At 62.9% G+C, this 13,734-nt stretch carries 11 protein-coding genes; all 11 read left to right on the top strand.

The genetic code is table 11. From position 1 onward, the window contains the following. The first annotated feature begins 190 nt into the window (after positions 1 to 190). The 11 genes from QYQ98_RS02885 (at position 191) to QYQ98_RS02835 (ending at position 13,725) form a co-directional block, all read left to right on the top strand. Positions 191 to 628 (top strand): SAV_6107 family HEPN domain-containing protein, encoded by a 438-nt coding sequence (locus QYQ98_RS02885; RefSeq protein WP_302007266.1) that lies wholly within the window; start codon positions 191 to 193, stop codon positions 626 to 628. A gap of 115 nt (positions 629 to 743) precedes the next feature. Beyond that, a complete protein-coding gene (locus QYQ98_RS02880) occupies positions 744 to 1,136 on the top strand; it encodes a DUF3040 domain-containing protein (RefSeq protein WP_302007265.1) in 393 nt (130 codons plus the stop codon). 466 nt (positions 1,137 to 1,602) lie between these two features. Next, positions 1,603 to 2,037, top strand: a complete 435-nt coding sequence (gene mraZ, locus QYQ98_RS02875; RefSeq protein ID WP_302007264.1) for a division/cell wall cluster transcriptional repressor MraZ — start codon at positions 1,603 to 1,605, stop codon at positions 2,035 to 2,037. 215 nt (positions 2,038 to 2,252) lie between these two features. After that, on the top strand, positions 2,253 to 3,260 hold the full coding sequence (gene rsmH, locus QYQ98_RS02870) for a 16S rRNA (cytosine(1402)-N(4))-methyltransferase RsmH (protein ID WP_302007810.1): 1,008 nt from the start codon (positions 2,253 to 2,255) through the stop codon (positions 3,258 to 3,260). Between the two features lie 59 nt (positions 3,261 to 3,319). Then, a complete protein-coding gene (locus tag QYQ98_RS02865; RefSeq protein WP_302007263.1) occupies positions 3,320 to 4,174 on the top strand; it encodes a hypothetical protein in 855 nt (284 codons plus the stop codon). A 127-nt stretch (positions 4,175 to 4,301) separates the two neighbouring features. Next, positions 4,302 to 6,293 (top strand): penicillin-binding protein 2, encoded by a 1,992-nt coding sequence (locus tag QYQ98_RS02860; protein ID WP_302007809.1) that lies wholly within the window; start codon positions 4,302 to 4,304, stop codon positions 6,291 to 6,293. A gap of 18 nt (positions 6,294 to 6,311) precedes the next feature. Continuing rightward, positions 6,312 to 7,895 carry a UDP-N-acetylmuramoyl-L-alanyl-D-glutamate--2,6-diaminopimelate ligase gene (locus QYQ98_RS02855; RefSeq protein ID WP_302007262.1) on the top strand — a complete coding sequence of 528 codons (1,584 nt, stop codon included), beginning with the start codon at positions 6,312 to 6,314 and terminating at the stop codon, positions 7,893 to 7,895. Then, positions 7,892 to 9,475: a UDP-N-acetylmuramoyl-tripeptide--D-alanyl-D-alanine ligase gene (murF, locus tag QYQ98_RS02850; RefSeq protein WP_302007261.1), complete on the top strand. Its 1,584-nt coding sequence runs from the start codon at positions 7,892 to 7,894 to the stop codon at positions 9,473 to 9,475. Before QYQ98_RS02855 ends, murF begins: the two co-directional genes overlap by 4 nt. After that, a complete protein-coding gene (gene mraY / locus QYQ98_RS02845) occupies positions 9,472 to 10,584 on the top strand; it encodes a phospho-N-acetylmuramoyl-pentapeptide-transferase (protein ID WP_302007260.1) in 1,113 nt (370 codons plus the stop codon). The genes murF and mraY overlap by 4 nt, the downstream gene beginning before the upstream one ends. Next, positions 10,581 to 12,059 carry a UDP-N-acetylmuramoyl-L-alanine--D-glutamate ligase gene (gene murD, locus QYQ98_RS02840; RefSeq protein WP_302007259.1) on the top strand — a complete coding sequence of 493 codons (1,479 nt, stop codon included), beginning with the start codon at positions 10,581 to 10,583 and terminating at the stop codon, positions 12,057 to 12,059. The genes mraY and murD overlap by 4 nt, the downstream gene beginning before the upstream one ends. Before the next feature lie 133 nt (positions 12,060 to 12,192). Next, positions 12,193 to 13,725, top strand: a complete 1,533-nt coding sequence (locus QYQ98_RS02835; protein ID WP_302007808.1) for an FtsW/RodA/SpoVE family cell cycle protein — start codon at positions 12,193 to 12,195, stop codon at positions 13,723 to 13,725. Positions 13,726 to 13,734 lie beyond the last annotated feature (9 nt).

Below are 13,734 nucleotides of genomic sequence, written 5' to 3'. Positions count from 1 at the left end.
CTGTTTGGGTTATCCACAGGGTTGCCCCTCCTATTAGTGCATGTCACGGGCAATTTGGGGCGCGCCCCCGGATCCAAGATCGAAAACATGTTCGAACATGTCGCTGTGGTGTCCACGTCGGTTTCTAGTGTGAAGTCACACCATGAATCGGGGCCACGGTATCGAAAGGTCTCTCAGGGAGGGAGCCGAAATGTCCAGTGTGATCTCAGCAACGACCGGGGCGGTATACGGGGCGACCCCCGCTATGTCGCGGCATGACGAATTTGTTGGGGCAGCAGGCCTGCTTTTAGAAGATGCGCGCGGCCAGCTTGCGGCGGGGGCCGCAGACCTCGCTCTGGAAAGCGCGTACCGGGCCGCTCTGCGCACCGCGGGTGCAATGATCGCGCAGTCTGCGACGGTCTCGCGGCGGAAACGGTTGCCGAGCAGCGCCTGGGACAAGCTTGCTTTGACCGGCCCTCGGGGCAAGTACTGGGCCGAGATTTTCGTACGTTTCTCGCGTCAGCGGGGGCGAGTCGCCTCTGGGATCGAACTTCATCCCGACCCTGTTGAGGTTGAGCGGCTATTTGAATACGCCACGGCCTTTTATGAAGAAACGGCGGGTGAGACGGGCGGCGCGTCCGCCGCCTAGGTCGCCACCGCTACATTTGTCTGGATCTCAGGGCGGTATGATGGGGGAACAAACCGTCACCCTTGGGCGTTGAAGTTTTAGTGAAGACGGCAACCAAACCAGGCTGGGAGTGAAAGTGGCTTTATCTGAGCAGGAACAAAAGTTGCTCCGCGAAATTGAGGAGTCGCTGATGGCCGATGACCCGAAATTCGGGTCCACTGTGTCCTCTGCGCCTGCGTCCGGTCCTGCGGGCGCGAGTTTCCGTCTGACCATGCGCTCGTTGGCACTCATTGTCCTCGGTCTCGTGCTTCTCATCTCCGGGGTGGCTCTGGCGGCAGAGAGTCTCTGGTTCATCGCGCTGAGCATCCTTGGTTTTGTGGTCATGTTCGCCGGCGGTGTATGGGCATTGCGGGCTCCCGCGCACGAGGTGCCCGCCCGTCCTGCGCGGAACGCAGGCCCCCAGCTTCATCGTGACGGCATGAGCGCCCGCATGGAGGAGAATTTCCGCCGGCGGTTCGAGGGGCAGTAGCCGCATTGAGATTGAAGTAGTGCTGCCTCGGAGCGACTCCTAGCTTGTTTCCATATCCCCCTTTCACGGAAGCGTGGAAGGGGGATTTTTTCGTGCCCCACTGAGCTCCACTCCTGTGCCCCACTTTCACCCACCTTGAGTGCCGATAAGTCCCATCATGGCTCATATCCTGCGATGATGTGTTGGAAGTCGGGAGGTGTCGGTGTGATTTACTAGCATCATGGCGTTTTGAGAGCACTTTTGTGGTGGGAGTGGCTGAAGTGAGGCGGGTGGGCGCTCCACTCGTTGCTGCCGTTGTGATCTGTACATTTATGACACGCGAACGGAAAATTGTGTTCCAATGTGGCGTAAGTGGGGGATTGTGGGTTAAAGTGGGGGACAGTGAAGGGCCGGTGTGACGATGCCGGGTCGGATCTGACAAAAGTTCACAGCCGGAGTCGTTGAGTGAAGGAAGGTAGGGCGCCGGATGTTTCTTGGCACCTATACCCCCAAGCTGGACGACAAGGGGCGCCTGACGTTGCCCGCCAAATTCCGCGAGGGTTTGGCGGACGGGCTGATGGTGACCAAGGGACAGGACCACTCTTTGGCGGTTTACCCCCGCGAGGAGTTCGCGGCGCGCGCACGAAAGGCGGCCGCGGTGTCCCGTACGAACCCTAAAGCGCGTGCGTTCATTCGAAACTTGGCGGCAAGTGCGGATGAGCAAACGCTTGACGGTTCGGGTCGCATCACGTTGTCGCCGGCGCACAGGGACTACGCAAACCTTTCGAAGGAATGTGTGGTCATCGGTTCAGTGGATTTCTTGGAAATCTGGGACGCCGAGTCCTGGGCGAAATACCAAGAAAATACAGAAGCTGCCTTCTCGGCGGCCGACGAGGACGACATTCTCTCGGGCCTGCTCTAAGCGGGCGGACGGAGAGCGTGTACGGACTCTGCTCGGGGCGCGAGTCGTTCTGGTGTACTTCCCCGATATCAGAATGACCGCCCCGAGCAGGGCTCTGCACGTTCTCCGCCGGAACATAGGAACAACTGCAGTCAGACCCGATCCGCAGCAAATCATGACAGGCGCACACAAGGGGGTGGACCACGGTGGCACAAGAGACGGCAAAAGAATCCGCGATGGATTTCGGCATTGACGCGAACCATGGCCACGTTCCAGTGATGCGCGATCGCATGAGGGATCTGCTGCGTCCAGCAGCGGAGAAATTCGGCGATGGTGCCGTCATCGTGGACGGCACGCTCGGCGCTGGGGGCCACACTGAATACTTCCTCAACGAGTTTCCGCTTGCTACTTTCATCGGCATCGACCGTGACGCCGCCGCTCTCGATCAGGCGACACGCCGCTTGGAAGAATTCGGGGACAGGTTCGTCCCTGTGCAGGGGCGTTTTGACTGCCTGGCTGATGAACTTAAGTCACGTGCCCACCCGGCGTTTGAGCGCGTCCGTGAGACAGGTTTAGCGGGCGCGTTTTTTGACCTTGGTGTCTCGTCCATGCAGCTGGACCAGGAGGAGCGCGGATTCGCGTACCGTGTCGACGCTCCGCTGGATATGCGCATGGATCCGAGCGGGGGAATGACCGCGGCGGATGTGCTGAACACATATAGTCACGGCGACTTGGCACGTGTCCTTAAGACTTACGGCGATGAGCGGTTTGCAGGAAAGATCGCGTCCGCGGTTGTCTCCGAGCGTGAGAAAGAGCCTTTCGACCGTTCTGGGCGTCTTGTGGATCTCTTGTACAGCGTTATTCCGGCGGCGACGCGGCGCACAGGCGGGCATCCGGCGAAACGCACATTTCAGGCGCTGCGCGTGGAAGTCAACCGGGAACTTGAAGCGCTGGCAAATGTCATTCCGATGGTGGCGGACGCGCTCGGACCCGGCGGGCGTGCTGTGTTCATGAGCTACCAGTCCCACGAGGACAAGTTGGTCAAACGCACGTTTGCGGAGTTGACCGAGTCGAAAACCCCGCCCGGATTGCCGACTGAACTGCCTGATATGGCGCCGAAATTCCGCCTCCTCACCCGGGGTGCCGAACAAGCCTCGGAAGCAGAGATCGAGTTGAACCGCAGAGCGGCGTCGGTGCGGGTACGGGCCGTCGAAAAGCTAGGCGAGGAACCCGACGGAAGTTAGCCATGACTGCGACGACATATCCACAGAAAGCACGGCCACTAGGGAAGGGAACTAGGACCATGGGAGCAAGCCGAGACCTCACAGCCGGAAACACCTCCGGAGGCTCGACTGCGCTGTTGGAGCGCAGCCCTGAGCGCACGACGCGCTCCCCCGAGCGGACCCGTACCGCTCCGGCGCCGACCGGTTTCAAACCGCGCATTGCACCGCATGCGCCCCATGGCCCCCGCCGTCTCGGTTCCCGGCAGGTAGTCTCGGTCCGCGGCCGCCGGGTCACCACCACGGAAGCGAAGCGGAAATTTTCGACCATGTCGTTGATGGCGTTGCCGCTTCTCATCCTGGGGATCTTCGGTGCGATGCTCCTGTCGGCTCTGTCCACTCAGCAGACTTTCACCATCGAGCAGCTCCAGGGGCAGGAGCGAAAACTCAACAACGAGCTTGAGACGCTCAACCGTAACGTGGAAGACAGTCGCGCTGCTGCCGAGGTCGCGGCCAAGGCCGACGCGGCGGGGATGGTCGTCCCTGTTCAGCCCGGCATTATCGATGTGGATGCAGAGGGGAAAGCGCGCGAGGCGCGTGAGGCGGATCCGGCAAAGACTTTGCGCATCGTCGATGTGAACGAGGAGACGATTCGCACTGACCACGCCACAAGCGACCGTCAGGCCACCCGCGACATTGCGGATAACTTGTCCGCGCTACCTCAGAACTCTTTGCCTTCCAGCCGCGGCGCAGCACCATCGTTAGCGGAAGCTGGTGGGCAGAACAACCCGGTTGCTACTTCCCAGAACGCGCGCTCGGGTGAAAACAGCCGTGATGCTGCCCCCATGGCGTCGTCCGGCCCAGTCGCCCCGGCTGAAGCGCCACGTGATCCAGCGCAACCGGTAGGGGCGCTCCCGGGCTTGCCGGGTGGCTTCTAGGGGCGGCATTTAGTTCCCTAATCGTGTGTGGCGGTCATGACCTCGTCCTGCGATCGGGGCAAGATGAAGGCAATCATTGGGAGTGCTATGGCACGAGAGAAGTAGGTGAGACTGCGACGTGAGCAGGATGGACCCGCGGAAGCGGCAGGCGCAGGCAGAGGCAATGTCTGCGCAGAAGGTCATTACTGCCAAACGTATGCGTATCCTCACCGCCGTCTTTCTCGTTCTGTCTCTCCTGCTTGTCGGGCGCCTAGCATGGGTCCAGTTGAAGTGGGGACCGAAACTACAGACGGTGGCGGCCGCGCAACGCGAACGCGAGTATGAGGATCCCGCGCGCCGTGGCGCAATTGTGGACCGTGAAGGCAACTATCTCGCCTACACGATGAAAGCGCGCTCCTTGACTGTGTCTCCGGTGACATTGCGGCGTGAGTTAGGCGAACTCGCGCGGAACGAAATGTACGCCGACGGTGCCACCCGAGCTGAGGCGGAGGCGCAGGAGAGCGCACGGGTCGAGGATTTGCTGCGGCAAATGGCCAATGAGATCCCGACCATGCTCCAGTCTGAAAATGTCGACGGTTCCGGCGGAGATGACGGGAAGAACGGGGATAAGGCATCGCCCGGGGAGAAAGGCGAGAAAGATAAGCTGCCGACACCGCGGGTGAACTCTAAGGACATTCTGGAGAAGCTCCACGCCGACACAGACTACGAAGTGCTGGTGCGCAACGTCGACCCGGTTGTGGCGGCGCAGGTCGCCGAGAAATTCCACGGTGTGGCAGCTGACCGCCAGGACATCCGCGAGTATCCGAACGGCGCGATCGGAGAGAACATCGTCGGCCGCGTTTCCATGGACGGTCAGGGCCAGTTTGGTCTTGAGGCCTCGAGCGATTCGATACTCACCGGCATCGACGGACGCTCGACGGAGGATGTGTCCGCGAACGGCCAGCCGATTCCGGGCACGCTTCGCGACGTAGTCCCGGTGGTGGACGGCGCGCGCGTGGAACTCACGGTCGACTTGGACTTGCAGGCGTATGTTCAGCAGGCGCTGGAGCAGGCCAAGTTGAATTCCAAAGCGAAAGACGCCGAGGCTGTGGTGCTCGATGCGAAAAGCGGCGAAGTGCTGGCTATGGCGAACACGAGCACCATTGACCCGAATGGAGATCTGGAGCGTCAACTTGAGGCGGGACGCAGTTTCGAGAACCCGTCGATCTCCCACCCGTTTGAACCGGGCTCCGTGGCCAAGATCATAACCGCCTCAGCCGCGATCGAGGAGGGACTCACCACACCGGATGAAGTACACCAAGTTCCGGGCTCCATCGAGATGGCCGGAGTGACCGTTGCTGACGCGTGGCAGCACGATGTCGCGCCGTACACGACCGCCGGCATCTTCGGTAAATCTTCGAACGTGGGAACTCTAATGCTCGCCCAGGAAGTAGGCGATGAGCGTTTCGACGATTACTTGAAGCGTTTCGGTATCGGTCAAGCCACGGGCATTGAACTGCCAAACGAGTCGTCCGGACTCGTGCCTTCGCGGGAGCAGTGGTCAGGAGGCACCTTCGCTAACCTGCCGATCGGTCAGGGTATGTCGGTGACCACGCTGCAGCTGGCCAGTGTCTATCAGGCTTTGGCGAATGGTGGCGAGCGCATCGAACCGCGCGTAGTCAAAAGCGTCACTCAGCCGACCGGGGAACAGATGCCGCAAGAGGATCCCCGCCGCACCCGTGTCGTCAGCGAGAAGACCGCGAAGACAGTGGTGGATATGTTCCGGGCGGCGTTCCAAGACGACCCGAACGGTGTGAATAACGGTACCGCTCAGGGCAACGGTGTTCCGGGTTACCAGCTCTCCGGTAAGACGGGTACGGCGCAGAAGGTCAATCCTGATACGGGCGCTTATTCCAATTCGGACTACTGGATCACATTCGCAGGTATCGCCCCGGCGAATGATCCCCGTTTCGTGGTCGCGATCATGCTCGACGACCCGGAGCGCGGTCCCCTGGAAGGGGGCGGTGGTGGGCAGTCTTCCGCGCCGATCTTCACTGACATCGCGAACTGGTTGATCAACCGCGAGAACATCCCCCAGAGCCCGGACCCGGGTGAGCCCATGGTCCTGCAAGCCCAGTAGAGAAAGCGAGGAGTGGTCATGAACGGCATCGACAGTAATCGTGCGGCCGCCGTCGCATTGGAAACGGTGGCGGACATCGCCGCGGCGACGGTGGAGAACCGGCCGACCGGTGCGCTCACGGTAACGGGCATCAGCCTCGACTCCCACGCAGTGGAAGCGGGCTGGATTTTCGCGGCGCTGCCCGGCACACGCGTCCACGGTGCCGCATTCGCGGAATCTTCTGAGGCCACCGCTATCCTCACCGACCACGCCGGTTGGGACATTCTGGCGCAGGCGGGAGAAACCCGTCCGGTGCTGGTGGTTGACGATGTCAGGGCGATTCTGGGGCCTGTTTCCGCTGAGATCCACGGCAACCCCTCGGACAAGCTCACCGTGATTGGCGTGACGGGCACGTCGGGAAAGACCACGACGACGTACATGCTCGAAGCTGGCCTTTCTGCAGCCGGTTGCGCGGTGGGGCTCATTGGCACAACGGGCACCAGGATCAAGGGCGAGGATGTCCCGACGTCGTTGACCACCCCCGAGGCACCGAAGCTGCAAGAGCTCTTCGCGCTCATGGTCGACCGCGGCGTCACTCACGTGGTCATGGAAGTCTCCTCCCACGCCTTGGTTCTCGGGCGCGTCACAGGCACTGCATTCGACGTGGCCGGGTTCACTAACCTGTCGCAGGACCACCTCGATTTCCATCCGACGATGGAAGACTACTTCGACGCGAAAGCGATGCTCTTCGACCGTCAGTCCTCGTTGGCGGCGAAGACCAGCGTGATCTGCGTGGACGACGAGTGGGGCGAGCGAATGGTACGTCGCGCGGCAGAGGGTGCCTCTGAAGGCGAATCGGTCGTTGTGACCGTCGGTACGCATGGACAAGCCCACCTCGAGTGCGAAGCGACACTCAACGGCACAACCGACAGCGGCGCGCAAGACATCACGGTGCGTTTGCGCGGAATCGAAATCGATGCGCGTCTGCCTCTGCCCGGTGCATTCAATGTAGCCAACGCGGCACTTGCTACCGCGATCGCGGATGCGGCGGGCATCGATGCGGCGGAGTTCCTTAACGGACTGACCGGAGCAGCGGTACCGGGAAGAATGGAACGCATCGACGCGGGCCAAGAGTTCGTCGCCGTGGTGGACTACGCCCACAAGCCGGCGGCAATCGCGGCGGCGCTCGACTCCTTGCGGGAGCAGGTCGATGGACGTGTGGGCATTGTCGTGGGAGCGGGAGGCGACCGCGACCAGTCTAAACGCGCTGTGATGGGCGCGGAGTCGGCGCGACGCGCGGATCTGGTGATCGTTACTGACGACAATCCACGCACCGAGGACCCAACAGCGATCCGCGCCGCGGTACTCGCCGGCGCTGAGGAGGCCGCCGGCGAGCCGGGCCAGGTTGAGATCCGCGAGAGCGATTCGCGCGCGGACGCCATCAGACAGCTGGTCGCGTGGGCGCGGCCCGGCGACGCGGTTATCGTCGTGGGTAAAGGCCATGAGGTGGGCCAGATCATCGGCGGCGTCACGCACCATTTCGACGACAGGGAAGAGATGCGCGCAGCGTTGGCGCACGCAGGTTTCGGAGCGAAAGCCACAGCTAAGGAGGATCGGGCATGATTCCCATGACACTGGGTCACATCGCACGGGTCACTGGTGGAACGCTGAGCGATTCCGCCGACCCGGACGCGACAGTAACTAGCTACGTTGAATTCGATTCGCGCAAGATCACTCCCGGCGGTCTCTTCGTCGCCCTTCCAGGCAGCAACGTCGACGGGCACGATTTCGCGGAATCCGCGGTCGCGCGGGGTGCGGTGGGAGCGCTCGTCGCCCGCGAAGTCGGCGTCCCCGCCGTCATTCTCCCTTCTGTCGAGCAGATTGAGGGGGACAATTCCGATCTCGCCGCGGGCGACCCTGACGGATCGGCGCGCGCCGTTGTCGCCGGAATGGCCAAATTGGCTGCGCATGTGGCGGGCACCCTCGTGGAAAAGCACGGTTTGTGCATCACGGGCGTGACCGGCTCTGCGGGAAAAACGTCTACGAAGGATCTCATTGCGAATGTTCTCGGGCGCGGAGGGGAGACCGTTGCGCCACCGGGATCGTTCAATAACGAGATCGGTCTTCCGTACACCGTGCTGCGCTGCACGGAAGAAACGGATTTCCTCGTCGCCGAAATGTCTGCGCGAAATATCGGCCACATTGCCCAATTGGCCAACATCGCTCCGCCGCATATCGGAGTGGTGCTCAACGTCGGTAGCGCACACTTGGGCGAGTTCGGCTCGCGTGAAAACATCGCGAAAGCGAAAGGTGAGCTCGTCGAAGCGCTGCCTGAAAACGGTGTGGCCATTCTCAACGCAGATGACAAGCTCGTGGCCGGCATGGCTCCGCGCACCCGGGGGCGCGTCGTGCGCTTTTCCGCGGACAACTCCGCTGCCGCGCAAGGAGAAGCGTCCGAGTACTATGCGACGGACATTCAGCTTGACGACGTCGCGCGTGCCACTTTCACCATGCATTCCCCCGCGGGGGACCCGCAGCGGGTGAGCCTGAAGGTCTTCGGCGCGCACCAGGTGTCGAATGCCCTGGCTGCCGCTGCGGTGGGCATCGAGGCGGGGCTCGACGCGGCGACGGTCGCCGACGCGTTGTCCAACGCGCACAGCGTGTCCGTCAACCGCATGGACGTGAATACCCGCGCCGACGGATTGACCGTGATAAACGATGCGTACAACGCTAACCCGGACTCCATGCGCGCCGGAATCGCCGCGCTCGGATTTACAGCCGCCGCGCGGCCCGGTGTCCGGTCGATCGCCGTGCTCGGCGAAATGGGCGAGCTCGGCTCCGATTCAGTCGAGGCGCACCGGGCATTGGGCGACGAGCTTGCGCGCTACAGTGTCACGCACCTTGTCGTCGTGGGGGAGAGCGAAGAGACCCGTGTCCTTGCGGAGCACGCCGCGGAGCGGGGGATTGCCACCTACACGGCACCCGATGTCAACCGTGCCACGGGGATCGTCGGTGAGATCGTCCGAACAGCCCCGCCCGGTGAAGAGAACTGGCGCAGCCGCGAGGAACGCGACGTTGTGCTGGTCAAAGCATCCAATGCCATTGGGCTGTGGCGTGTCGCCGAAGCGCTGCTCGCTGACACCCCGGCGCCAGCCCGCAACACACACACATCAACCAGGAAGACGCGAGGTAGCAAACCATGACCCAGCTCATCATGTCGGGGGCGATCAGCTTCCTCGTCGCCATTTTCACCACACCTCTGCTCATCCGCTACTTCACCTCTGCCGGTAAGGGGCAAGAGATCCGCGAGGACGGGCCGGCATCGCACATCCGCAAGCGGGGTACCCCGACCATGGGCGGCATCGCAATCTTGCTGGGCATCGTTGTCGCCTACCTTGTTGTGGGATTCTGGGGGATGGCAACGGGCCACGGCGAATTCACCGCTTCGGGCTTGCTCGTGCTCGGCTTGACCGTTGGGCTCGGCCTGCTCGGCTTCGCCGACGACGGCCTCAAACTCTTCTTCAACCGCAATCTCGGGCTGAACAAAACTGCGAAATTGGTCGGGCAGCTCGCCATTTCGTTGATTTTCGGTTTCCTTCTGCTGCGCTTCCCGCAGGACCGTACGGGTCTCACGCCGGGATCGACGCATGTGAGCTTCATCCGCGACATTGAGACGTTCGATCTCGCTGTCGGCGGGGCAGTGGTGGGCACGATCCTGTTCCTGATCTTCGTGTACTTCCTCATCGCTGCGTGGTCCAATGCCGTGAACCTCACTGACGGCCTCGACGGTCTCGCGGCCGGTTCGACGGCACTGGTGATGTTCGGCTACACCCTGATCACCTTCTGGCAGTTCCGGAATTCCTGCTCCCAGGCACCGGGGGCCGGCTGCTACGACGTGCGCGACCCGCTTGACCTTGCTGTTCTGTGCGCCGCAGGCTTGGGCGGGTGCATCGGCTTCCTGTGGTGGAACGCCGCGCCGGCGAAGATCTTCATGGGTGATACCGGCTCGCTCGCACTTGGCGGCTTGGTCGCAGGCGTATCCATTGCCAGCCGCACCGAGGTGCTCATGGTCGTCATCGGAGCACTCTTTGTCGTGGAGGCCGCCTCGGTTGTCATCCAGGTGGCTGTGTTCAAGACCACCGGTAAGCGCGTCTTCCGCATGGCACCCTTCCACCACCACTTTGAAAACGGCGGATGGGCGGAGACCACTGTGGTCATCCGGTTCTGGGTCATCTGCGCCATCGCGGTCGTCCTCGGTCTGGCTGTGTTCTATACGGAATGGCTTTCTTCTGCCGGGGTGAGCTTGGCATGACAGCAACAGATGTCCCCGTGGCTGGTCCCGTCCTTCTTGCCGGGGCGGGTGTGTCCGGGCTAGGTGCGGCGAAGCTTCTCGCCCAGACCCCGGTGTCTTTCGCAGTCGCGGACGACGACGCGGGAAAGCTAGCCCGGATTGCAGAGATTGCGGGCCCCAATTTCCTTGGTGGACTAACCACGGAAGAAACGGGGCGCACCGCGGGTGATTACCCGACTGTGGTCACTTCGCCCGGTTGGCGCCCTGATTCGCCCTTGTTGTCTGCTGCCCGGGATGCCGGATGCGAGGTGTTCGGGGACGTGGAATTGTGCTTCCGGCTCGACCGCGCCGGAGTGTTCGGCCCACCGCGGGATTGGCTTGTCGTCACTGGCACGAACGGCAAGACCACCACGACGGGCATGCTGGCCGCCATCATGCAGGAAACGGGATCCTACACCGGAAAGCGCGCGATCGCCTGCGGGAATATCGGTGTCGCAGTCGGCGACGCACTCACAACCGAACCGCGTGTGGACGTGCTGGTGGCGGAGTTGTCCAGCTTCCAGCTGCACTGGTCGGACACGCTCACGCCGGACGCCGGGGTGCTGCTCAATCTCGCAGAGGACCACATCGACTGGCACGGCTCATTCGACGCGTACGCAAGCTCGAAAGCGAAGGTCTTTGAAAGCTCCGTCGCGGTCGCAGGCAGTGATGACCCGAAGGTGCTCAGATATGCGGAACAATCCGGCCGCAACGGAATCATCGGGTTCACGTTGCGTGAACCGGAGGCGGGGCAAGTCGGGATTGTCGACGGGACCATCGTCAGCCGCATCGGGGAGAAGATCAGTGGCGGGGCGAGAGTTCCCGTGGAGATTACCCCTGTTGACGGAATCGAGCCTGCCGGGCAGGCGGGTGTGCTCGACGCTCTCGCCGCAGCAGCGGTAGCCGTCACTCAGGGCGCCGCACCCGAGCACATCCACCGCGGGCTGCACGGGTACCACGTCTCCGGCCACCGCGGCGCTGTCGTTCATTCCAGCGGCGGCGTGACGTGGGTGGACAACTCCAAAGCCACCAACCCGCACGCGGCCGACTCAGCGTTGCGCGGTGCCATTGGCGGGGCCGGTCACGGTGCCGGCGGCCACGAGAGCAAGATCGTGTGGGTCGCCGGTGGCCAGCTGAAAGGCGCCGACGTGGACGAGCTCGTTGCGCAGCACGCCCGCCGCTTCCGGGCGGTCGCCCTGTTGGGGGTGGATAGGGAGGAGATTGCACGGGCCGTCGATAAGCATGCCCCCGACATTCCCGTTTTCTCGACGGATAGCACCGACCCGCATGAAGCGATGCGGGCGGCCGTTGACTTCGCCGCGCAGCACGCGCGACCGGGCGACGCAGTGATCCTCGCACCCGCCGCCGCGAGCCTGGACATGTACTCCGGAATGGCGCAGAGGGGAAATATCTTCGCCGCGTCCGCGCGTGCCCTCGACGGAAAACACGACGCTTAAGGCAGTGTGAAACACGATGACCACAGCAGCACAGCGCCATCCTCGGCGACCACAGACCCGCACCCCGCGCGCTAAAAAACCGACGCGGCCCGCTCAATCGCGCCAGCGGAACGCGGGCCAGTATTCGTCCGGAATGGCGCGGGCGCTGTCGCGCATGAACGCCTGGATGGATTCGCGTCCGCTGCTGGACTACACGATGGTCCGCACGATCGTGCTCGTCCTCACCGGGCTCGGCGTGGTCATGGTCACCAGCTCGTCGATGACGTGGTCCGCGTTGAACGATTCCTCTGTGTGGGCGCAGCCGCTCAAGCAGGTTCTCGTCGTGTCCATGGGTCTGTTCGTGTTCTGGCTCGCCCTGCAAATCCCACCGGAACGCGTGCGTGGCATCGCGTGGATCTTGATAGGGATATCGATCCTGCTGCTTATAGCGGTGCTCATTCCGGGCATTGGCACCGGCCGCGAAGAAGCCGGATCCCAGTCCTGGATCTACATCGGCGGTTTCCAGCTGCAGCCGTCGGAGGTGGCCAGGGTGGCCATCTGTGTCTGGGGTGCTTCGATCCTGGCTAACAAAGACCCGCGGCGCATGCTCGACATGACCAACGGATTCGTCCCGTTCGCATTTGTGGCAGTGGTGTGCGTGGTGCTCATCGCGGCGCAGGGTGACCTCGGCATGGCCGTTTCATTCTGTATCGTCGTCGCGTTCATTCTCGTCTTCGCGGGAATCTCCTGGAAATTTATCGGCGTTGTCGCCGGATTCGGCGCCCTGCTTTTCGCCGGTGTCATGCTCGCCGGCGGGTTCCGTTCCCAGCGCTTCCACGTCTACTTCGACGCGCTCTTCGGCCGCTTCGAAGACACCCGCGGCGTGGCGTTCCAGTCGTACCAGGGCTTCCTCTCCCTCGCGGACGGCTCGCTCTTCGGCGTGGGGCTGGGGCAGTCGCGCGCGAAGTGGTTCTACCTGCCGGAAGCAAAGAATGACTTCATCTTCGCTGTCATCGGCGAGGAGCTCGGCCTGTGGGGCGGCGCACTCGTGATCATCCTGTTCACCATGCTGCTTTTCTTCGGGCTGCGTACTGCACGGTTGGCTGCGAACCAGTACCAGGCGCTGCTGGCAGCTTCGATCACCACAGGCATCGTCTCCCAGGCATTCATCAATATCGGTTACGTCATTGGGCTGCTTCCGGTCACCGGTATCCAGCTGCCCATGATTTCTGCGGGCGGAACCTCAGCGGTGATTACCCTTGGCGCAATGGGCTTGGTTGCCTCGGTGGCACGCCACGAGCCGGGAGCTGTGTCGTCGATGCAGAACTACGGCCGTCCCCTGTTCGACCGCCTGTTCCTGCTGCGGGAGCCCAGCGCCTCGGAGCCGCGTGAGCGGCGGGGTCGCGCGGGGAAGAAAGAACAGGTGAATCCCTACGGCACCCCCGTCACCGCACGCCGGCATCCCGTGCACGGCGACGCTGAAGTGGTGGGGCCTGCGCCGCGAACACAGGGCCCGTCGCGGGTCAGGGCCCAAGCCCGAAGTGCAGGGCGACCCGCAGCCAGGACGGCTCCGCGTCCCGGAACCCGAACCGGATCCCGGTCGGCAGAGCGGACGCGTTACGATGACCCACGCGCGCACCGGGAGCACCGGAACCACCGGAACAGCGACACCCGCCGCGCCGGATAGAAAAGGCGG

Origin of the sequence: Corynebacterium sp. P3-F1 (genome assembly GCF_030503635.1) — a bacterium.
Classification (GTDB): domain Bacteria; phylum Actinomycetota; class Actinomycetes; order Mycobacteriales; family Mycobacteriaceae; genus Corynebacterium.
The sequence above is the reverse complement of the archived record's forward strand: the minus strand, read 5'-3'. Positions and strand labels throughout refer to the sequence as shown.